The organism is Arenibacter echinorum (assembly GCF_003259375.1).
Taxonomy (GTDB): Bacteria; Bacteroidota; Bacteroidia; order Flavobacteriales; family Flavobacteriaceae; genus Arenibacter; species Arenibacter echinorum.
Map to the genome: position 1 here is coordinate 50,166 of NZ_QLLN01000004.1, position 22,804 is coordinate 72,969.

A 22,804-nucleotide genomic window follows, 5' to 3' on the forward strand; every position below is an offset into this window, starting at 1 on the left:
GTCTTATTTTGTTAAATCTTGTTTCAATTTCATTACGTATTCAGAAACCTTCCAACGCTCTTCAGTATCCAATTGCCCTGCATAGGACCCCATAGAATTCAATCCGTAATAGATGGCATGATATGAAGTTCCGACAGTTATGTTTCTAGCTATATCAGCATAACTGGGCACACCCAATATCTTTTCCCTTTTCACCAAGTTACCTTGTCCGTCTCCCTTATCACCGTGACAAATTGCACAATAAATAGTATATAGTTCTTTACCCACAGCTAAATTGGCCTCTTGCTTTAAAGAGTCCAACGGACTTGGATTAACTCTTGCCAATTCCTTTCCCTCCATGGTATTTTCAATTCCGTAAGGTATCCAACCCCTTGCTACGGTATTTTCGGCCGGAAGTCCAGCTTCCATCCCATCTGGAAGAAAATCCACTTTCTGATAGGTCTCATAACCTACGGACTCATACATATTGGGCATGTATTGATAGTTTCTGCTATTTGTGTTTGCACAAGAAGCAACTAATAATACCAAACCAAACAAGACTCCTATTTTGCTAAAACTGTTCATAATATCTATGACTACTTTTCTGTAATATTAATTTCGACTGCTCCCGTATCCATCAACAAATCCTTCAATTCCTGTTCGTTATCATGAATTTCGATTTCCATTAAAAAATGATCATCTGTTGTTCTTACATCAGGATTTTCAGCTTCTTTAAAAGGCCATAACCTACTTCTAAGGTAGAAAGTTATTACCATTAAATGCGCCGCGAAAAAAACCGTTAGCTCAAACATGATAGGCACAAAAGCCGGCATGTTCTCCAAATAGCTAAAACTAGGCTTACCGCCAATATCCTGAGGCCAATCCTGGATCATAATATAATTCATCATTACGATTGCCACTGCAAGACCAACACAGCCATACATAAAGGACGTTATTGCAATCCTAGTTGGGGCCAGCCCCATTGCTTTGTCCAAACCATGCACCGGAAAAGGACAATAAACTTCTTCAATATGATGCTTTGCCGCTTTTACCTTTTTAACAGCATGCATTAGCACATCGTCATCATTATAAAAAGCATGTATAACTTTCGACGCCATAATTATTTCTTATTATTTAAAATCTTTGCTTGTCCTGCCCAATCATCTCTTTGTGCCCTACCAGGGAACGATTCCGTAATGGAATCCAACAGATCATACTCTTTATTGGTCATACGACCAACCTGAGCGAATGTATATATTCCTATTTGATTCAAGGTAGCTTCCATTTGAGGCCCAATTCCTTTAATTTTCTTCAGGTCATCTGCTGTCTCCTTGGTAGCATCAAATGTACCTATAGTGCCCAATAGTTCAGAAACCCCTAATTTGTCACCTTTCTTTGGAACAACTTCCCCCATCAACACATCATCAGTGATAGGTTCCTTTTCCTTTACAACTATTTTACTTTTCGATATTTCGTACAAAGGCTTGCCTGCATCCCTCAATTTCTTGTACTTCTCCCCTGAAGATTTTAAAATAGACTTCACCTCTGCCTGAGCAATAACCGGGAATGTTCTGGCGTACAACAAAAACAGTACGAAGAAGAATCCTATAGTTCCGATGAAAATTCCTATATCCACAAATGTTGGGGAGAACATGGTCCATGAAGATGGAAGGTAATCCCTGTGCAATGAAGTTACGATAATAACAAATCGCTCGAACCACATCCCTATGTTTACCACAATAGAGATAAAGAAAGAAAACATAATGCTTGTCCTAAGCTTTTTGAACCACATAAATTGTGGCGAGAACACATTACATGTCATCATTGCCCAATATGCCCACCAGTAAGGACCTGTAGCCCTGTTCAGGAATGCATATTGCTCGTACTCCACACCGGAATACCAAGCCATGAACAACTCCGTAATATAGGCACAGCCCACAATAGAACCCGTTAACATAATTACTATGTTCATCAACTCTATATGCTGCACCGTAATATAAGCCTCCAAATGACACACTTTCCTCATAATGATCAACAAGGTGTTCACCATGGCGAAACCAGAAAAAATAGCCCCAGCAACGAAGTAAGGTGGAAAGATGGTAGTATGCCATCCAGGTATTACCGAAGTGGCAAAGTCAAAGGATACAATGGTATGCACAGAAAGTACCAAAGGTGTGGCCAAACCAGCCAAGACCAAGGAAACTTCCTCAAAACGCTGCCAATCTTTGGCTCGCCCTGTCCATCCAAAACTTATTAAACTGTATATCTTCTTTTGGAAAGGCCTAACCGCCCTATCCCGTATCATTGCAAAATCCGGCAACAAACCTGTCCACCAGAATACCAGAGACACAGAAAGGTAGGTTGATATAGCAAATACGTCCCAAAGCAATGGCGAATTAAAGTTCACCCAAAGCGATCCAAACTGGTTCGGGATAGGCAATACCCAATAAGCCAACCATGGACGACCCATGTGGATAATGGGGAACAATCCTGCCTGAACAACCGAGAAAATGGTCATCGCCTCAGCAGAACGGTTAATAGCCATTCTCCATTTCTGCCTAAACAATAATAGTACCGCGGAGATCAAGGTTCCAGCGTGACCTATACCTACCCACCAAACGAAGTTGGTAATATCCCAGGCCCAGCCTACTGTTTTATTTAATCCCCATGTACCGATACCTGTGGATACCGTGTAAATTATACAGCCAACACCCCATAGGAATGCCGCTAATGCAATGGAAAATACAATCCACCAATGCTTATTGGCCTTCCCTTCAACCGGAGCAGCAATGTCCACGGTTACATCGTGGTATCCTTTATTTCCGAGTACTAAGGGTTTTCGTATAGGTGCTTCGTAATGCGACGCCATAATTTAATATATAGTTACGTTCCTTTAATTTTGATTAAGCTTCGTTTGTATTTCTCACTTTTACGTGATAAAAGACATTTGGTTTTGTTCCAACACTTTCCAACAAGTGATACATACGGTTACTTTCCTTTAATTTCACAATTTCACTCTCGGCATCATTTACATCCCCGAACTTCATAGCACCATTGCTACATGCTGCAGAACAGGCGGTCTGAAACTCTCCATCCTTAACAACACGGCCATCCCTTTTGGCATCTAAAATTGTCTTCTGGGTCTTTTGGATACACATAGAGCATTTTTCCATAACACCTCTAGACCTAACGGTAACATCTGGATTGATGACCATCTTACCTAGGTCATTGTTCATGTGATAATCAAACTCATCGTTTTCATTATACAAGAACCAGTTGAATCGTCTCACTTTATATGGACAGTTGTTGGCACAGTACCTAGTTCCAACACATCTGTTATAAGCCATATGATTTTGACCCTGACGTCCGTGTGAAGTTGCCGCAACTGGACAAACAGTCTCACATGGTGCATGGTTACAGTGCTGACACATTACAGGCTGGAACGCCACTTGAGGATTGGCTGATGGGTCTTCCATTTCACCAAATCCACCCAAGGACCCCTTATCCCCGAACAGGCCATCGAATTCTTCTTTCTTGGTATCATCTTGCGCAAAAGTATCTTCCGAGCTGTAATACCTATCGATACGCAACCAGTGCATATCCCTTGATTTTCTTACTTCAGCCTTCCCTACAACCGGCACGTTGTTTTCAGCATGACATGCTATAACACAAGCGCCACAACCAGTACAGGCATTCAAATCTATGGACAAATTAAAATGATGTCCTATTGATCGGTCAAAACTATCCCATAAATCTACCGTAGTAGCAGGAACTTCCTGATGATCCAATGACACTACAGGAACAACATTCCATTCCTTGGCATCTTTTGTATTAAATATCTCTAAGGTAGTTTCCTTAATAATATCTCCCCTACCCATTAAAGTCTTGTGCAATTGCACACAAGCAAACTCATGCATTCCTGCAGACTTTTCTATGCTTACCGATTGGACGTTGGAGAAATCCTTATACAACGCATAGGCATTAACCCCAGTTTGCATTTCACTTTTCATTCCCACGGTTTTCCCGTACCCAAAAGAAAGCCCCAAAGTACCTGGAGCCTGACCAGGCTGTACAATAACAGGAACACCATCAATGGCAACACCATCAACAGTAAGTTTTACATAACTACCGTTTAAACCACCATCTGCCACATTTTCATTGACCAATGCCAATTTCTCTGCATCGACTTTGGAAACGGTTACGTAATTATCCCAGGAAACTCTGGTAATCGGATCAGGAAACTCTTGTAACCAAGGATTACTTGCCTGCTGTCCGTCACCCATGCCCACTTTGGAATACAAAGTAAGTTCCATACCTTCTGCCGTAGCACCGGATAAGCTTCTAATTGCAGAAGCCAATGGAACTTCGGCGGTCATTTCCGCTTCTTCCGCTACAACAGGAGCAGCAGCAACAGTAACTGCTTCTTCCGCTACCGGAACAGCAACAAAAACACCATCGTGCAATGCCTGACTCCAGTCACTACCTGCCAATATTCCGGCGTTCCAAGTTTCTTTTATATAATCGTAATATGTTTTATCACTATCCAACCATTTCAACATAGCCGTCTGGATCTGCCTGGTATCGAACAATTCCTTTATGGTTGGTTGCATAAGGCTAAAATGCCCTTTCTTTAATTGGGCATCTCCCCAAGATTCCAAATAATGGTTTGAAGCACCCACATACTGCACCAATTCTGTAGTCTCATTTATATTGGTTGAGAAGGCCACTGTTAAATCAACATTCTTGATCCCCTCAACAAAATCAACAGCATTTGGCAGCGAATAGGCCGGGTTAACCCCGTCCATAAACAAAGCACCCACCTTACCTGATTTCATATCGGCCAACAAGGCATTAATCGCCTTAACATTACCCTGCCTTACATACTTGGGAGCTGCAGCATCAAACGCCTTGCTTCCCAACATTTCATTAATGGCCAAAACAACCGCTTGGGCATTAACATCCTCTATTCCCGTAACAACAACGGCATTGGATTTATTCTTTAGCACCTGGGCCGCTACCGCATCCAATGCAGCTTTTGCGCTTTCAGGAAGATTACCGCTACCGGCAGTACCATTAAGTTTTCCGTAGAAATAGGCCAAGGCCACTTTCTGCTCGGATGGGGTCAAAGGAACCCTTTTATCAGCATTGGCACCGGTCAAGGACATATTGGCCTCGAACTGTACGTGCTTGGACATTTTTCCATTTACAGGAATCCTACCCTTGGAGTATCCACTATCATATCCTCCACCCTGCCAGTCCCCTAAGAAATCGGCACCGAAGGAAACAATGATCTCGGCATTCTCAAAATTGTAATCCGCCAACGCCCTTTCACCATATTTGGCTTCAAAAGCAGAAAGCGCTGCATCCTCGGATATGGCATCATAAGTAACATGATCCACATTTCCGTATACCTCCTTGAATTCCGCAATCAATCTAGAAGTAGAAGGACTTGCATATGTTTGCGATAATATCGCAATTTTTTTAGTTGAATCTTTTAAAGACCCCAATTTAGATTTTACCGCCGCATCCAAATCGCTCCAAGCGATAGGCTCCCCATTAAAGGTAGGCCCTTGCAAACGGGTACTATCATACAATGACAGTACAGAAGCTTGAACACGCGCATTGGCACTTCCGCCAATTTTCGCATCGGTATTATTTTCAATCTTAATAGGTCTACCCTCGCGGGTTTTTACCAAAATACTGGCAAAATCAAAACCATTCGCAATGGTAGTGGCATAAAAATTGGCCACCCCGGGAATAATATTGTCCGGTTTCACCACATAGGGAATAGATTTTATCACCGGACCTTCACATGCTGCCAATGAAGCCGCAGCAGTACTGAATCCGACGTACTTAAGAAAATCCCTTCTGTTGGTCGAAGATGCCGCCAATGTTTCTTTATCACCCAAGAAATCATCTACAGGAATCTCTTGAACAAATTCATTTTGTCTTAGCGTCTCAACAATGGAATCGTTGGGGTTTAATTCCGCCTCGCTTTTCCAGTATTTTTTGTTTGATGACATATTATATATCTGAAATTATCTTCTAGTTAGTTTGATTAATAGTGACACTTACCACATTCCAATCCACCCATCTGAGCGGCCGTAAGTTTGTCTACCCCATATTTTTGGGAAAGCTCAGCATGAATCTTTTCATAATACTCATTGCCCTCCACCTTAACATTTGTTTCACGGTGACAATTTATACACCATCCCATGGTCAAAGGAGCATATTGACTCATAATTTCCATTTCCTGAACAGGACCATGACAAGTCTGGCACTCAATTCCCGCAACCGAAACGTGCTGGGAGTGATTGAAGTAAGCAAAGTCAGGTAAATTATGGATTCTCACCCATTCTACCGGCTTGGATTCCCCAGTATATTTTTGATTTTCCTCATCCCATCCTACTGCCTTGTACAATTTTTTAATTTCACCGGTATAGAATTCATTGGTATAACCATTTGCTAAATCTTCCTGACTTGGACCTTCTGGATTTCCTTTGTATTCATATATGGACTTATGACAATTCATACACACATTTAAAGATGGTATTCCAGAAGTTTTGGAAACCCTGGCAGAAGAGTGACAATATTTACATTCTATTGCATTATCTCCAGCGTGAATTTTATGGGAATAGTGAATAGGCTGAATAGGGGCATATCCCTGATCAACGCCAACCTGCATCAGCCAACCATATGCAAAATAGGCAGCGCTCAACAAAAGAAAAATAGAAAACACTAGAACCAAAAATTGATTTTGGGCGAAAGCTTTCCAAATTGGCAACCTTTTCTCCGCCAATTCCTTTTCCAAAACCACTCCGTTAGCCTCCGCAATACGTCTTAAGGTTTTGTTCACCAAAACCAACATCATCACCAATAGGGCAAAAACCAAGGCCAGCGCACCCAATATAATCTCATTGGAGATACCAGAGGAACCTCCACCACCTTGGGCACCATCGGCAACTGCAACAGGAGCCACAGCTACTACGGGAGGAGCATCGGTGTAGGCCAAGATATCATCAATATCCTGATTGGACAACAACGGGAAAGGTGTCATTGCCGCCTGGTTATACTCATTGTAAATTTTCAAGGCATCTGCATCCCCGGCTTTGATCATTGCAGGACTGTTCTTTACCCACTGATAAAGCCACTCCTTATCATACTTTTCAGAGACCCCTGCCAAGGCCGGACCGGTCATCTTTTTGTTCAAAGCATGACACGCGGCACAATTCTGGTTAAACAACTGTTTACCCTTAGCAGCATCACCTTCACCCGAAGGGGTCGCTGCAGATTCTTGAGCAAGAAGGGAATTTGAAAGCAGTAATACTACTACCAGACTGACACCTAAAACTTTAGAAATTAGATTGCGGTATGGAACCTTTTTCATATTAAAAATATTTCTATCGAAAGTTTGGCATGATATTTATACATTCACAATAATAAATAGATTGACCATGCTCAAATTGATGGCAAAAATACGCATTAGACTTTATTTTGGAAATGTTAAGGTATTGATAATTTATAATTTATACCAATTCTAAATAAAAATAAAATCTTTTGATTGATTCTGAATAATTTACATTTGTACTGTCTAAATTTCATAACATAAATACCCTATGAAAACCATTTCTTTTACCCTTATTTTAGCCTGTTCCGTATTTTATTGCCACGGACAACAGGGCAATATCAACATTCAGCAAGACGAAAAGATCACAAACCTACTTGGAATCTACAAATCTGTGAATGAAAACAGCAGCCATTATAGAATTCAGGTTGGATTTGGCTCCTTTCAGGAAGCAGAAACCCTGAAGGCCAATGTAGATAAGGATTTCCCCGATTGGCCCACAAAAATAGATTTTGAATCCCCGAGCTACAGGGTTAGGATAGGAAGATTTAAGACCCAATTGGAAGGGGAGCGAAAACTTATAGAAGTAAGACAAAAATATCCGAGTGCCATGCTCTTAAAACCAGAAAAAGCGACCAATTAGGTCGCTTTTTTCTTTTATAGTTTACTCTTTATATAAGGAATATCCGGTTATTTCAATTTCTTCTTAACAGCCACTTCCTGGAATGCTTCCACGATATCCAACTCCTGAATATCATTATAATTTTTAACCTGCAATCCACAGTCATAACCTTTGGACACCTCTTTAACATCGTCCTTAAACCTCTTCAGCGAAGATAACTCTCCTGTGTAGATAACCACACCGTCCCTGATCAATCTAATACTTGAATTTCTAAAGATCTTACCACTGGTCACCATACAACCTGCAATGGTACCCACTTTGGATATTTTAAAGGTTTCACGAATTTCCGCCGTTCCTGTAATCTCTTCTTTCATTTCAGGCGACAACATGCCCTCCATAGCATCCTTAAGATCATTGATGGCATCATAAATAATAGAGTACATTCTAATATCTATTTCTTCTTTCTCGGCCACCTGTCTGGCATTGCCCATAGGTCTCACATTAAATCCAATAATAACCGCATCAGAGGCAGAAGCCAACAATACGTCCGATTCCGTAATTGGACCAACCGCTTTATGGATAATATTAACCTGTATTTCGTCTGTAGACAATTTCTGGAACGAATCTGTCAAGGCCTCCACGGAACCATCCACATCCCCTTTAAGAATTATGTTCAATTCTTTAAAGTCGCCCAACGCAATACGTCGTCCAATCTCATCCAAAGTAATATGTCTTTGTGTCCTAACCGATTGCTCACGCAACAATTGGGATCTCTTGGTAGCAATTTGCCTAGCTTCACGCTCATCTTCCAGAACGTTAAACTTATCCCCTGCTTGAGGGGCTCCGTCCAATCCCAATATGGATATTGGTCGTGACGGCCCTACTTCCTTAATAATATTACCACGTTCGTCCTGCATGGCCTTTACCTTACCACTACATGTTCCCGCCAATACGTAATCTCCTATTTTTAAGGTACCTGCCTGAACAAGAATTGTAGAGACATACCCCCTGCCCTTATCCAAAAAGGCTTCCACAACAGTTCCTGACGCCAATTTATTTGGATTGGCCTTTAATTCAAGAAGTTCTGCTTCCAAAAGCACTTTTTCCAACAACTCCTTAACTCCAAGACCGGTCTTTGCAGAAATATCATGGGACTGTATCTTACCACCCCAATCTTCCACCAAAAGGTTCATTTGTGCCAGACCGTCCTTAATCTTTTCAGGGTTGGCAGTAGGCTTATCAATTTTGTTGATCGCAAAAATTATAGGAACACCCGCTGCTTGCGCATGGCTTATGGCCTCCTTGGTCTGTGGCATAATATCATCATCTGCCGCAACCACAATAATAGCTATATCCGTAACTTGGGCCCCACGCGCACGCATTGCTGTAAACGCCTCGTGACCAGGAGTATCCAAGAAGGAGATCATTTGACCATTTTCTAAGGTTACCCCATAAGCACCAATGTGCTGGGTAATTCCTCCGCTCTCCCCGGCAATAACATTTTCCTTTCTAATATAATCCAACAAGGAAGTTTTACCGTGATCCACATGCCCCATAACCGTTACAATTGGAGCTCTTGGTTTCAAATCTTCTGGGGAATCCTCTTCCTCCACAATACTTTCTTCCAAGTCGGCGGTTACAAATTCTACCTCATAACCGAATTCATCGGCCACAATGGACAAAGTCTCCGCATCCAATCGTTGGTTCATGGTTACCATGATTCCAAGGGACATACACGCAGATATAATCTTAGTAGTAGGCACATCCATCATGGTAGCCACTTCACTGGCCGTAACGAATTCCGTAACCTTTAATATTTTACTTTCCAGTTCCTGTTGCTCAAGGTCCTTTTCAGTTTGTTGACGGTGCTGATCCCGCTTATCCCGTCTATACTTGGCACCTTTTCCTTTTTTGGATTTTCCTTGAAGTTTCTCCAAGGTTTCCCTTACCTGCTTTTGTACATCTTCCTCGGTAGGCTCTACCTTGGCATTGGACACAAAACGCTGGCCAGGGGCCCTCCTTACAACAGGACCTCTTCCTTTTGCAGCTGGCGGCCTGCTCGAAGATTCCGTACCAGGTTTGGAAACTATACGTTTCCTTCTTTTTTTCCTATCGGCAGTATCACCAGCCTTAGGTGCTTCTTTTTTCTTCTTGGGCTTTTCAAATTTTGTGAGATCTATTTTGTCCCCCATGATTTTTGGCCCACTTAGTTTTTGATACTTGGTAGCAATAACCTCATTTTCTGCCGATGCCTCCTGTTCAGCAGGAGTCTCATCCTGCTTTTCTTCCTTCTCCGCCTTAACCTCTTTAACCTCTTCAGGTTTAACGGTTTCCGACTTAGGAGTCTCTTCAACTTTCTTGGCCTCAGGAACTTCCACTTTCTCTGGCACTTCAACTTTTGGCTCTTCCTTGGCTACTACTTCAGGAGTCTTTTCCGCTACTTTCTCAGGAGCTTTTTCCGGAGTTTTTTCAGGAACCACCTCTTCCGATTTAACCGGTTCGGCAGGAGCTGGTTTTTTGCTAGCGTCCAAATCTATCTTTCCAACAGTTTTTGGACCGGCAAGTTCCACTCGACCCTTGATAACATTATCTTTCTCGGCCCTCTTTTCCCTTGCAAGCTTTTTCTCTTCCTGCTCTTGCTCCAGTTGTAATCGTATGGCTTCCTTTTCCTTCCTCTTTTCTTCACCCACCTCTTTGGACGCAACTTTCTTGCTCATGTCCGTTTGGAACTCGTCCAATAGAACCTGATATACCTCATTGGATATTTTAGTGGTAGGCCGTGCATCTATATCGTGCCCTTTGGACCCGAGATAGTCTACCGCACGGTCCAATGAAATATTAAGTTCTCTTAGGACTTTATTAAGCCTTATCGTTGCATTATCCGCCATAAAAAAAAATTCCTATTCTTGTAATTTACTGCTAATATATAGTTTAATCTTCTAATTCTTCCTTAAGAATTCGCACAACTTCCAAAATTGTTTCCTCTTCTAAATCGGTTCTTTTTACCAAATCATCCACATCTTGTTCCAAAACGCTTCTGGCGGTATCCATACCAATTTTCTTAAATTCTTCAATGATCCATGCTTCAATTTCATCGGAGAACTCAGTAAGCTCAACATCCTCTTCCACACCTTCACGGAAAACATCGATCTCATAACCAGTTAATTGTCCTGCCAATCGAATATTGTGACCTCCCCTACCAATAGCCTTGGAAACTTCCTCTGGCCTAAGATACACCTGGGCGGTCATTTTTTCATCATTCAATTTCACAGAAGACACCCTGGCAGGGCTCAAAGCCCTTGTAACCAATAATTGTGGGTTACTGGTCCAGTTTATTACGTCTATATTTTCATTGCCCAATTCACGGACAATTCCATGGATCCTGGATCCTTTCATTCCCACACAGGCACCTACAGGATCAATACGATCATCGTAGGAATCCACAGCCACCTTGGCCTTTTCACCTGGAATTCTCACTGCCTTCTTAATGGTTATCAAGCCATCAAAAACTTCAGGGATTTCCTGAAAGAACAATTGCTCCAAAAACAAAGGGGAACTTCTGCTCATAATTATGGTAGGCTTGTTGCCCTTAAGCTCAACGCTTTCTATTATTCCGCGTACATTATCTCCCTTCCTAAAGAAATCTGAAGGAATCTGCTTATCCTTTGGTAAAATAATCTCATTTCCCTCATCATCCAAAAGAATAATGGCCTTATGTCTAATATGATGTACCTCAGCGGTGTAAATCTCACCTTCAAGATCCTTAAATTGCTTGTAGATCGTGGTATTATCGTGCTCGTGAATCTTAGAAATAAGATTTTGTCTTAAGGCCAAAATAGCCCTTCTTCCAAGATCTATCAATTTTACTTCCTCTGACACATCTTCACCCACCTCAAAATCCGGTTCAATTTTTCTGGCTGCAGAAAGGGATATCTCTTCGTTAGGATCTTCAACTTCCCCGTCTTCTACCACAACCCTGTTTCTCCAAATCTCCAAATCCCCTTTATCCGGGTTTATAATGATATCGAAATTGTCATCGGAACCAAACTTCTTCTTTAACGCATTCCTAAAAACATCCTCCAAAATCGCCATTAGCGTTACCCTATCTATGAATTTATCATCTTTAAATTCCGAAAAAGATTCGATTAGCGCAATATTTTCCATTTTTGAACTACAATTAAAATTTTAATACAACTTTAGCTTCCTTAATATCAGAAATTGCAATTTGCTGCTTTTTCTGAACCGTAATTTTCCCTTTTCCTATGGGTTTGGGTTCCCTATCTTTCCACTCCAGGGTGATACTATCCCCTGATGCCTCTGTCAACTTGCCTTCGAATTCCCTATCCTGGGTCTTAACTTCAAGTTTTCTACCAATATTTTTTGTGTACTGCCTGGGCAACTTGATCGGAGAAGCCGCTCCCGCAGAAGCCACTTCCAAGGAAAAATCCTCTTCCTCCCGGTCCAAATTGTGTTCTATGGCCCTACTTACATTCATGCAATCCTGCAAGGTAACTCCATGGTCACCGTCCAAGGTTATCCTTATTTTATTATCTGCGGATATCGAAAAATCCAATAAAAAAAGTGATTGATTCTCCTTTAACGCTTCCTCTAAAAGTGCAGTAACTTTATCCTTCAACATATACTTCGGTTTTATTAAACATATGCTCCCAAATCTGAAATCGACCTGCCTCAGAATATAACGTAAAGCTGTTTTCTTACCGTGCCGTTTAAATAAAGTATAGTAATAAAAGAGGGGACAAAATGTCCCCTCATGAATACTTTATATTCTTTCAGCACCGCAAATATACATAATTTTTAGATTCCACAATAATCTAAGTTATTTATTCTAAAAAGGATTCCAAAAATTACGGACACTCTACAAAGGCCAATCCTTCTATATCACAAAAAAATAACAAAAACTAATCCCTACATTTCAAACCATGCCTTAACCCTTGTGCGCGGCATTTTTAATAGCAATGTTCATTCCCAGATGGACATTTTGCAAAAACCTTAAAATGTATAGTTAAAAATAATCCCAGATGACTATACCTTCCAAACCAGACCAAACCAACTTCACTGGTTATCTCCCTGTTTCCATTCAATTATTGAAGATTGGCTAAATTATCATCATACATTGAGTAAAATCAAGTAGTTTTTAATAAAGGTTCATCATATTTTTAGAGCTCGTAACAAGCACATTGACCGATGATTAAATTAACAGAACTGTGTGCCTTTTTAATGGCCTGCCTTATTAGTTGTAACATTCTTGCGCAAACACCTTTTGAGAATCCAATAAAAAAACAAGAACGGCTTGGATCCCCACTAGTAGAAACCTCTCCCTTTGTTTTCGACAATAAATTATACCTGTTGGAAAACAACCAAAAGTTTTGGGATGTGCCGGGAGCAAAGCCAGGAGATTTTTTCCACGAGGACGAAGTTCGCATAAGGGACATAGAATCAGGAAAACTAATTTCGGTTCCCTTAAAAAATCATGGTTTTGGAACTGTATTGGTCTGGAAAGGCGTTGTTTACGTTTTTGCCGGAAATTACGGAAAAGGAAAACCATGGCGTAAGATGACAGAAATAACCATGACCAGTTCTAAAAATTTAAAGAATTGGACGAAGCCCCAAACTGTATTTAAGGCGTCAGGTGAAGAGTTCTTTTTCAATACCGCGGTCTGCAGGGGCAAGGATAAGTTTATACTACTTTACGAGACCAATGACTCCCAATGGAAACCATTTACATTCCGATATTTGGAATCAACGGATCTGATCAACTGGAAGGAGATTCCCGATGCCATTTATGGAACTAACAAATATGTAGGTGGTCCTGCTTTATACTATGAAGGAGGTTGGTATTATACCCTCTACCTGGAGGCACTTAACAAATCATGGGAAACACATATTACGCGCTCAAAAGATTTGATTCAATGGGAGGATGCACCGAAAGAGAGGCCTTTCGTTACTTTTGACTCAACCCACTTTAACATGCCATTGACTGATCCTAAAATCAGCGAAAATAATGCCTCTGATGTGGAATTGTGTTATTTCAATGGCAAAACCATTCTTTATTTTACGGGAGGAAATCAACAAATTGCAGGTGATTTGCAAAGGGCTACTTATAAGGGAACACCCCGGCAGTTGTTTGAACATTTTTTTAAAGATACTGGAAAACAGTCCAAAGCTCCACCCGAACATGAAGGCGAATGGGCGCCGGTATTGACTGCAGGCGAGAGCAAACTGGGCGTTCAAATTACCCCCACATCGGAGTTCCAAACCAAACCCACCCCTCAACAGCTTGTGTTTCAGGAAAGACAATTGGGAGCATTTGTTCACTACGGTCCAGCTGCTTATATCGAATCCGATATGATGTCCGTTCCTGATGCCGATATTTTCAACCCTTCCCAATTGAATGCCGAGCAATGGGTGAAAACTGCCAAATCCTTTGGCGCCAAGCATATTGTTTTAACAGCAAAACATCATAATGGCTATTGCCTGTGGCCAACCGAAACTACGGATTACTCCATAAAGAAATCCCCCTGGAAAGAGGGCAAAGGCGATGTGGTGGGCGAATTTGTAAAAGCTTGCCGCAAATATGATATTGAAATTGGCCTATATATCTCAGGGGGCGATAAGCATTTTGGATGCAGTAGTACCACAGACCCCCAGGGTGAAAGAAAAATTGTAGGGGATATCCACAAGTACTTTCCCGTATTTATGGAACAACTGAGGGAACTACTGACCAACTATGGCGAGATATCATACCTTTGGTTCGATGGCGCCTACGACCCCTTTGGCTGGGATGTAATGGACCCTGAAACCATGCAACCATTTGGAACAGCCTACGGCGATGCTATCCATTCCATGGTAAAACATCTACAACCCCAAGCAGTGATAATGGGAGGGACCAAACCCGATGTAAGGTGGTCTGGGAGCGAACAAGGTTGGGCCGCTTATCCCTTGGATAATATTGTAAAACCAGGAGAAGGTCTCGACATGTGGGTGGGGCCACAAAATGCCGGATGGATTCCTGCTGAGGCCAATCTGCATACCAGAAGTACCTGGTTCTGGACACCAAATTCGGACAATACATTGAGGGATATTCCATTCTTAAAGAAAGTATATTTTGAATCGATAGGGCGTGGCGCCAACCTCCTTGTCAACATGACACCAGACACCACTGGCCTTATTCCAGAGGCTGAAGTAAAGCGATTATCCGAATTTGGCAAGTCGCTGGAAGAGACTTTTGCATCACCTTTGGGCAGTACCTCCTCAAAAGCTGATCAACCCAATAACCAACTTGGCATTGATTTTCACAAAAAGCAAAAAGTGAACCTACTGGTCCTTGAGGAAGATATTGAAAATGGCCAACACATCAAGTCATATAAAGTTGACGCCTACATTGACAAGCAATGGAAAACTATTGCAGAAGGCCAAAGCATAGGCAGGAAGCGCATTCAAACTTTCCCTGTGGCCAAAACCTCAAAACTCCGACTTACCATGGACGGGGAAGATGAAAGGATGTTTATTGATAATTTTACAGTTTATTTTTCGGAAAAATAAACTGCAAAATTAGAATCAATATTAGAAAACCAAATGGAAATCTTGGGACTTCTATAGCATCAATCCATTTTATTGCTAAATATGCACCTTTATAACCTAAATTATTGGATTATTCTGCACCACCTTGGCTTATAAGTATCCGTCGATTAAAAACTTCTAAAATTATTCTGCTGGAAGCCAGCGCCACATCTTCCTCAGAAAAACTAGTAACAAAGATCTTCTGATCACTTCTGCGGTTATAATCGTAGGTAATATAAATAGTTCCATCATTTGATTGCTGACCATCTGGATAGGACACATCTTTTCTTTCATCCAGTAACAACCCATCGGACCATGAATATCCATCATCTTTTGAAACAAAAGCCATGAGGTGGGAACGTCCAATTTTCATATCTATTGGCCCATGTTTTACTAGTAAAAGATTTCCAGAATTGAGTCGATAAATGAAAAATCGAGCAGTGGGGTGTTGAATTCTAGAGGGTATTAGTGAAGTCCAAGAATAACCTTTATCGTTTGAAATACTTTCACCCATCCCATATTTGGTTCTAACAAGCATCCATAATGACCCATCCTTTCTCTCAACAATCATGTGTTCATCAGCATTACGCGCCGATTCTGGAACGTTAACGGCGCCCCGTACTTGCCAGCTTTGGCCATGATTAACTGATACAACTGCTTTTGCCCCATCGTTTATTTGCCATGTTGAGACTGGTAAAACCCATTCACCTGTAGATAATACGACTGGCTTACACATCATAATACCATCAACAATTCGTTTAGGGGTGGGCCAAGTTGGGTTACTTTCTTCTGGATCATCCATCGTCAAAACCCACACACCTGTATTAATGCCATCGTAATGCTTATCCATCTCCTTATGAATTGATTGAGACCAAAAAATCCAGAGTTTACCTTCAGGGTCAATCCATAGTTCAGGATCAAATGCCCGAACAGGACCCTGTTTATCAGAATCTATCACAAGTACTTCTTCCCAAGTTTGCCCTTGATCTCCACTAGTAGCAACAACTACATAATTATTAGCATCTTCCCCCGGTGTTATTCCAGAATACCATGTAGCCCACATTCGCCCTTTAGGGCTAACAGCGAGGCTAGAAATACCAGTAAATTTTCTGTTTTCGGGTGAATAATACTCCACTGATGATGGATTCTTTATTAGTTTGGGCGGATCAAGGAAGGATTTATCCATTTGACCAAGACACAAATTGTATGTCATTGTGGTGATAAGAAATACGCAGCAAACTTTTAAATTCATCATATATCAAATTTATTTATAAATCCAATTTGGGCTTAATCTATTAATTTGTTTAGTCTCCTAGGCGTTCTAGTTACTTCTCCGTCATGGCCTTAACATTAAAGTAGGTGCCCACGAGTTCACTTTTCCAATGATCGTTTGGGTTGGTGCGGGAATACACTACCAGCAAAATGTCCGGAGCTACTTCCGCAACTGATACATAATTTCCGCAATCCGGGGGATAAAGATCATTATAAAATGGAATAATTGGACCCCAGGTATCGCTCTCCCCTAGATTAAACATTATCCAGTTGCCCGGTCGCCCATAAGTAAGTGCTATAATCCCATTTATCATTAGAGTGGCATCCGGCCAAACACCATGGGAAGTTATGGGGTCCGGCATACTCCAGTTTTTACCACCATCAACTGAAACAGTCTTATAGATAGGTGTTTGTTGCCCAAAACTGAAAGGCATTTTATTATCCCAATCATTGTTATTAAAGCTACCTAAGGAGGCCTGGTAACTTGCACCCGACCTCATGTAGCAATTAATTTTACCGTCGGGAAGGACCAGCAATGATGCTTCATTAAAGCCTTCTCCCCTATTATCTTCCGACATATCAAAGGCTACCGTAGATAGATAATGCCACGTCTTACCTCTATCAGAGGATTTTAGAACAATGTCTCGGAATTTATTCTCAATGGATTTCTTGTCCCCACTTCTGAGGTACATACTCATAAGAAGGCTCCCATCATTGAGTCCAACAATATTACGGCATAAAACGCCCGACCAATTTTTAAATTTTTCAGGCAAATAAACTCTTGCAGGATCACTTACCCTAGTTAATCCATTATCCTTTGAACGAAAAAAATTAGCTTCCAAAACTCCTTCTTCATCGGTCTTTTGCAAAGAGATTTCCGGTCTTCCCGCGCTGGTCGAACCTCCCGCCTGATTATCCGATTGAAACATGACTACTTCCCCATCCGGATCAGGGTACTGGTAGGTAGAATTTTCTAGAATATGGGCTACCTGGAGCCAAGTCTTTCCACCATCACTAGAACGCCTGTCAAAAACCTGAATATCCCCATTATTGAATTTAAAAACACTGCCGGCAGGGCAGAAAAATTCTTGTTCGGGAACAATTACATGGGTTTCCCCTCTGATCACCTTAACGCCCGGAACATAACTCACCCTAGACTTGACCTTCTCATATTCGGGATTAAAATCATAAGCCGATTTACCTGCACTGCCAGGCTGCTCCTTTTGGTGTTTCTGAGCTAGTGCCCTTGTAGAGGAAAAGCATATTATAGTTAGGCATAGAAAAACACTAAGTCTTGAAAAATTACGTAAATTCATAATTGTACTCTCTTTATTAATTTGGTCGCTTTTTGATACAACAACATGTTGACGCCCCTAGGTAAAACAACATTCTTGATTTAAACGATTAAGCAAATTTCATGAAAGTATCTCATTTTTTTATCGTTGAATAAAAGTGGGAATATAATATGAAACACTCCATATTCCAACTTTGTCCGATTTTTTTTGGAAATTAAGTATATGCTTTTTATAAGCTTATAACAATCCAAATGTAGTTGATGTCGCCCACAAAAAGAGATATTGCACATTTTACATTGCTGATAATCAATTTTTATGATGTCATATTTACATTAAACTAAAGAGACATAAACAATGGGTGAACAAACCTGGAAAAAAACTGTTCAACCAACAATTTTCCACGGAAAAGCTATTAGGAACAAGTATACGATTTATAAAAATATCGCTATGGTAGTTGGATTATGAAATGTTACTTTTTTACTGAAAAGAAGTTGGGATTATACCTAATCTCCGGCATTTGGAGAATTTCATCTAAAATAAAAATCCCAATACCTTTGCATTGGGATTTTACTTCTAAACTTTAAGTTGGCCTACTAGGACTCGAACCTAGAACGACTGGACCAAAACCAGCTGTGTTACCAATTACACCATAGGCCACTACCTCGTTTGAGCGTGCAAATTTAAAACAAAGTTTTATATGCACAAATATTTTTGTGCCATATTCCAAAAAAATAGAAAAATATTCCACCACAACCAGCACTGTAAGGGTTCCAGCAACAGCATTAACTACTTGCCCTTAAGGAATACTCCTTTGCATTACCCACATTGGCCTACTTAATGAAGTCGCCTTGACCCATATATCATGTTAAAGGTTTATGAAATATATATCCCATTATATTTTTAAATTAGTAAATTCGCCCTTCGGACAAACGACAAACCGCATGTTTTCAAAAAATTTCAAAAAATGGGATACCATCACAGGATGGTTTGTTTTTTTTATAGCCCTTATCACCTACGGAATAACTGTTGAACCCACTAGTAGTTTTTGGGATGCAGGTGAATATATCTCAACAGCGGCCAAACTACAGGTAGGGCATCCACCAGGAGCACCTTTACTGCAAATGATCGGGGCATTTATGGCCCTGTTCGCCTTGGAACCTACCCAGGTTGCAAAAATGGTAAACCTCGTTTCCGGGGTTTCCAGTGCCTTCACCATCCTCTTTATGTTTTGGACCATTACCAACCTAACAAGAAAACTAATTTCTAAAGAGGAAGTCATAACAAATAGCAAAGCTTTGGCCATTTTAGGGAGTGGTATCGTAGGTTCCTTGGCCTTTACCTTTTCTGATAGTTTTTGGTTCAACGCAACAGAAACCGAAGTCTACGCAATGGCCAGTTTAATTATGTCCCTGCTGCTGTGGCTAGGATTAAAATGGGTAGATGACCTGGAGAATCCAAGAGGTAATAAATGGATAATACTTATTTCTTTTGTGGTTGGACTTACCTTTGGAATACAGTTTATGGGGTTCCTGGCGATACCCACAATTGGTTTGTTGTACTACTTTAAAACCTACCAAACCACTACCATTAAGAATTTTCTATTGGCCAATATTATTGTGGTTGCCATATTGATGCTGGTCTATAAATTTTCATTGACCTATGTGCTAAAAGTTTTTGGTTGGAGCGAGGTGTTTTTTATCAACACCATTGGCCTACCATTTAACTCGGGAACCATTATCATGGGCCTCATTTTTATAGGAGTTTTTTATTGGGGTTTACGTTATACCCGCAATAACAACTACACAATAGCAAACACCATTGTGCTCTGTCTAATGTTTTTATTTTTAGGGTTCTCTTCTTGGCTAATGCTTCCCATTAGGGCAAATGCCGATGTGGTAATCAACGAAAACGATCCTTCGGATGCCAGATCTTTGTTGGCCTATTACAACCGTGAACAATACCCCGGAGTAGACAGCCCGGTTTATGGCGCCTATTACTCCGACACTTTTGCGCCTGCAGGCGATGAAAAGGACGAGAAACCCAAATACGAAAAAGACCTAAAGGCAGGAAAGTATATTATTGTAAACAACTATGAGGATGCGTTACAAGGACCAAACTCTGATCATGTGGGACTCTTGCCACGGATGTGGAGCGAACAAAATGCAGAGAATTATATGAAGTATTTTGACCCGCTGACCTTTAGGATAAAATCTGATTACCTTGGAAACAACGAACTAAGGGAAGCCGTAAACCAATTTAAGGACGGTTACGCCAAGGGAGAAATAGACACTTCCCAATATATGAGATTCCTTAGAGAGTTTAGCGAATATATTGATGTACAGCCCCCAACAGTAATGCAAAATATAAAATACATGTTCCAATTTCAGTTTGGCTATATGTACTGGCGTTATTTTATGTGGAATTTTGTTGGCAAGCAAGATGATATACAAGGAAGATATGACAACCATGGAAATTGGTTAAGCGGTATAAACTTTGTTGACAATGCCAGGTTGGGCAGCCAGGAGAACCTTCCTAGCGATATTAAGAACAACAAAGGCAGGAACACCTATTTCTTCCTCCCCTTACTTCTAGGTATTATTGGTCTTATCTTCCAAATAAGCAAAAACCCCAAACAATTTTGGGCTTTATTCGTATTCTTTATGTTTACGGGTATTGCCATCCAGTTTTACACCAATCCGGCCATTTTTCAACCAAGGGAGCGGGACTATTCCCTAGTGGGCTCCTTTTATGTTTTTGCCCTCTGGATCGGCTTGGGGGTGTACGGACTATTTGATGAATTCCAAAAGCTATTGAGTCCCAAAATATTGGCTCCCGGAATTACTATTCTCTGCCTTTTGGCCGTACCGGGAGTAATGGCATTCCAAAATTGGGACGACCACGACAGATCCAATAAATTTACCGCTAAATCTACCGCAAAGGCCTATCTGGAATCGACCAAGGAAGACGCGGGCGCAATTTTGTTCACTATTGGGGACAATGATACTTTCCCTCTGTGGTACGCCCAGGAAATTGAAGGTTACAGAACGGACGTACGCGTGGTAAACACAAGCCTTTTTGCCACAGATTGGTATATAGACCAAATGAAAAAGAAGGCCTACGAAAGTGAACCTATTCCCTCTCAACTTACCCATAACGAATACAAATGGGGATCTAGGGACGCCATATACTTTAACGAACTTACCGAGAGCAGATGGGACATAAAAGACTTTATGAACTGGGTAGGTAGTGACAAGGAACAAACGAAATTTAGAAGTATATTACAGAAGAAAGGCGCGGATCTGAGTCAGTATTCCGAAAGCAATTTGGATGTTGTCTACTATCCGACCAATAAAATTAGGGTTCCGGTAAACAAGAAAAATGTTCTGGAGAGTGGCTTGGTCAAAGAAAAAGATTCGGCATTAATTGTTGATTATATTGATATTGACCTACCAAAAAGTGCCCTGCCCAAGAACCGAATCCTGATGTTGGACATCATTGCCAACAATGACTGGAAACGCCCCATATATTTCTCCGGGGGAAGTTTTGATGCCGCAGAATACATTTGGATGAAAGATTATCTTCAATTGGATGGCCTAGTCTACAAACTGGTCCCTATTAAAACAACCAATAGGAGTACTTATGAGATGGGTAGAATAGATTCCGATCTTATGTACGACATTGTAAAAAAATGGGATTGGGGCAATGCGGGAAGCCAGGATATCTATCACGACCCCCAAACAAGAACACAGGCTCTTTCCTTTAGAGGTAACTTGGCGCGGCTTACCGAAACTTTGATAGACGAAAACAAGATTGAAAAGGCGAAGGACGTCATCAATATTGCAATGGAAAATATGCCTGTTGAATATTTCGGGTACTACGCTTTTGTAGAACCTTTTATAGATGGATATTTTAAAGTAGGGGAAACCCGAAAAGCTAGGGACCTATTTCAAAAATTAAAAAACATTTATCAGGAACGATTGAATTATTACGCCAATTTACCCTTTGAGGAACAGCGAATGTTCTTGGACGAAATTATTCCCGACCTAGAGGCCTACAGTAGAAATATAGACATTTTAATCACTAACCAGGATCAGGAAACCGCCGAAAAGGAAACGCTTATCTTCAACGAATACATAGAGAAGTTTGAACGCTTTTATCGCAACGATCCAATGGAGGGCATACAGGCTCCAACTTCGGATCCCGATCTAATAGATTCATCTGCTATAGATGCTATACCGGAAGAACAATTGGATAGCATAGCAATTCCGGAATAAAGGACACAAAAAAACCGAGACTTAAGTCTCGGTTTTTTTTGTATAATGTTTAATTAGTTAGAGATACTCATTGAGTATACCTATAAGGGTATTAGCATCCTGTTCCCCACTTTGCCTCCAAACCATTTCACCTTTCTTGTATATCATCAAGGTTGGCAGGCCTTTCACCCGCAATGCTTGGGAAAGCTCCTTATTCTTATCCACATCAATCTTAATAACCTTGCCCTTATCGCCCAAGGCCGCGGCAACATCCCGTAGTACAGGGTGCATGGCTGTTGACTGTTCGTTCCACTCAGCGTAAAAATCCAATAGCACGGGAACATTAATATCAATTAATTCACCAAATTTAGACATATACTATACATTGGGTTATAAATCAAAAATAAGAAAAAATGTTAAAACACAACTAGTGCTATCGTTTTTGTCGACAAGGTAG

The 22,804-nt window shown here is 40.9% G+C and carries 14 protein-coding genes and 1 tRNA gene; 3 read left to right on the forward strand and 12 right to left on the reverse strand.

Annotation, left to right across the window (positions count from 1 at the left end):
• Window positions 1-3 precede the first annotated feature (3 nt).
• Genes LV92_RS10755 through LV92_RS10775 form a run of 5 tightly spaced genes read right to left on the reverse strand, consistent with a single transcriptional unit; the run spans window position 4 to window position 7,366 of the window.
• A complete protein-coding gene (locus tag LV92_RS10755) occupies window positions 4-564 on the reverse strand; it encodes a c-type cytochrome (protein WP_111623675.1) in 561 nt (186 codons plus the stop codon).
• A gap of 11 nt (window positions 565-575) precedes the next feature.
• Window positions 576-1,097, reverse strand: a complete 522-nt coding sequence (locus LV92_RS10760; RefSeq protein WP_111623676.1) for a DUF3341 domain-containing protein — start codon at window positions 1,095-1,097, stop codon at window positions 576-578.
• A gap of 2 nt (window positions 1,098-1,099) precedes the next feature.
• Window positions 1,100-2,848 (reverse strand): NrfD/PsrC family molybdoenzyme membrane anchor subunit, encoded by a 1,749-nt coding sequence (gene nrfD, locus LV92_RS10765; protein WP_111623677.1) that lies wholly within the window; start codon window positions 2,846-2,848, stop codon window positions 1,100-1,102.
• A gap of 34 nt (window positions 2,849-2,882) precedes the next feature.
• On the reverse strand, window positions 2,883-6,002 hold the full coding sequence (locus LV92_RS10770; RefSeq protein WP_111623678.1) for a TAT-variant-translocated molybdopterin oxidoreductase: 3,120 nt from the start codon (window positions 6,000-6,002) through the stop codon (window positions 2,883-2,885).
• A gap of 35 nt (window positions 6,003-6,037) precedes the next feature.
• Window positions 6,038-7,366 (reverse strand): c-type cytochrome, encoded by a 1,329-nt coding sequence (locus LV92_RS10775; protein ID WP_111623679.1) that lies wholly within the window; start codon window positions 7,364-7,366, stop codon window positions 6,038-6,040.
• 229 nt (window positions 7,367-7,595) lie between these two features.
• Between LV92_RS10775 and LV92_RS10780 the strand changes: the two genes are divergently transcribed.
• Window positions 7,596-7,967, forward strand: a complete 372-nt coding sequence (locus tag LV92_RS10780; RefSeq protein ID WP_072862846.1) for an SPOR domain-containing protein — start codon at window positions 7,596-7,598, stop codon at window positions 7,965-7,967.
• A 47-nt stretch (window positions 7,968-8,014) separates the two neighbouring features.
• Here LV92_RS10780 and infB read toward each other — a convergent pair whose 3' ends face one another.
• From infB to rimP, 3 genes are read right to left on the reverse strand one after another with little or no spacing between them, the layout of a single operon-like run.
• Window positions 8,015-10,834: a translation initiation factor IF-2 gene (gene infB, locus LV92_RS10785; protein ID WP_111623680.1), complete on the reverse strand. Its 2,820-nt coding sequence runs from the start codon at window positions 10,832-10,834 to the stop codon at window positions 8,015-8,017.
• 43 nt (window positions 10,835-10,877) lie between these two features.
• Window positions 10,878-12,110, reverse strand: a complete 1,233-nt coding sequence (nusA, locus tag LV92_RS10790) for a transcription termination factor NusA (RefSeq protein ID WP_031442384.1) — start codon at window positions 12,108-12,110, stop codon at window positions 10,878-10,880.
• A gap of 13 nt (window positions 12,111-12,123) precedes the next feature.
• Window positions 12,124-12,585 carry a ribosome assembly cofactor RimP gene (gene rimP / locus LV92_RS10795; protein WP_111623681.1) on the reverse strand — a complete coding sequence of 154 codons (462 nt, stop codon included), beginning with the start codon at window positions 12,583-12,585 and terminating at the stop codon, window positions 12,124-12,126.
• Window positions 12,586-13,151: 566 nt separating this feature from the next.
• On the opposite strand from rimP, the gene LV92_RS10800 reads away from it, so the two are divergent.
• Window positions 13,152-15,509 carry an alpha-L-fucosidase gene (locus tag LV92_RS10800; protein ID WP_111623682.1) on the forward strand — a complete coding sequence of 786 codons (2,358 nt, stop codon included), beginning with the start codon at window positions 13,152-13,154 and terminating at the stop codon, window positions 15,507-15,509.
• A 109-nt stretch (window positions 15,510-15,618) separates the two neighbouring features.
• On the opposite strand, the gene LV92_RS10805 is transcribed toward LV92_RS10800, so the two are convergent.
• The 3 genes from LV92_RS10805 to LV92_RS10815 form a co-directional block, all read right to left on the reverse strand.
• Complete coding sequence (locus LV92_RS10805; RefSeq protein WP_211322963.1) at window positions 15,619-16,782, reverse strand: sialidase family protein; 1,164 nt, start codon at window positions 16,780-16,782, stop codon at window positions 15,619-15,621.
• Window positions 16,783-16,852: 70 nt separating this feature from the next.
• Window positions 16,853-18,115 carry a sialidase family protein gene (locus LV92_RS10810; RefSeq protein ID WP_111623683.1) on the reverse strand — a complete coding sequence of 421 codons (1,263 nt, stop codon included), beginning with the start codon at window positions 18,113-18,115 and terminating at the stop codon, window positions 16,853-16,855.
• Between the two features lie 564 nt (window positions 18,116-18,679).
• Window positions 18,680-18,751: transfer RNA gene (locus LV92_RS10815), tRNA-Gln, on the reverse strand.
• Between the two features lie 284 nt (window positions 18,752-19,035).
• Between LV92_RS10815 and LV92_RS10820 the strand changes: the two genes are divergently transcribed.
• The gene (locus LV92_RS10820) at window positions 19,036-22,368 is read left to right on the forward strand and encodes a glycosyltransferase family 117 protein (RefSeq protein WP_111624105.1); all 3,333 of its coding nucleotides are present in this window, start codon (window positions 19,036-19,038) and stop codon (window positions 22,366-22,368) included.
• Window positions 22,369-22,425: 57 nt separating this feature from the next.
• On the opposite strand, the gene LV92_RS10825 is transcribed toward LV92_RS10820, so the two are convergent.
• Entirely contained in the window at window positions 22,426-22,722 is a 297-nt protein-coding gene (locus tag LV92_RS10825; protein ID WP_072862855.1) for a thioredoxin family protein, read from the reverse strand.
• Window positions 22,723-22,804: the final 82 nt, after the last annotated feature.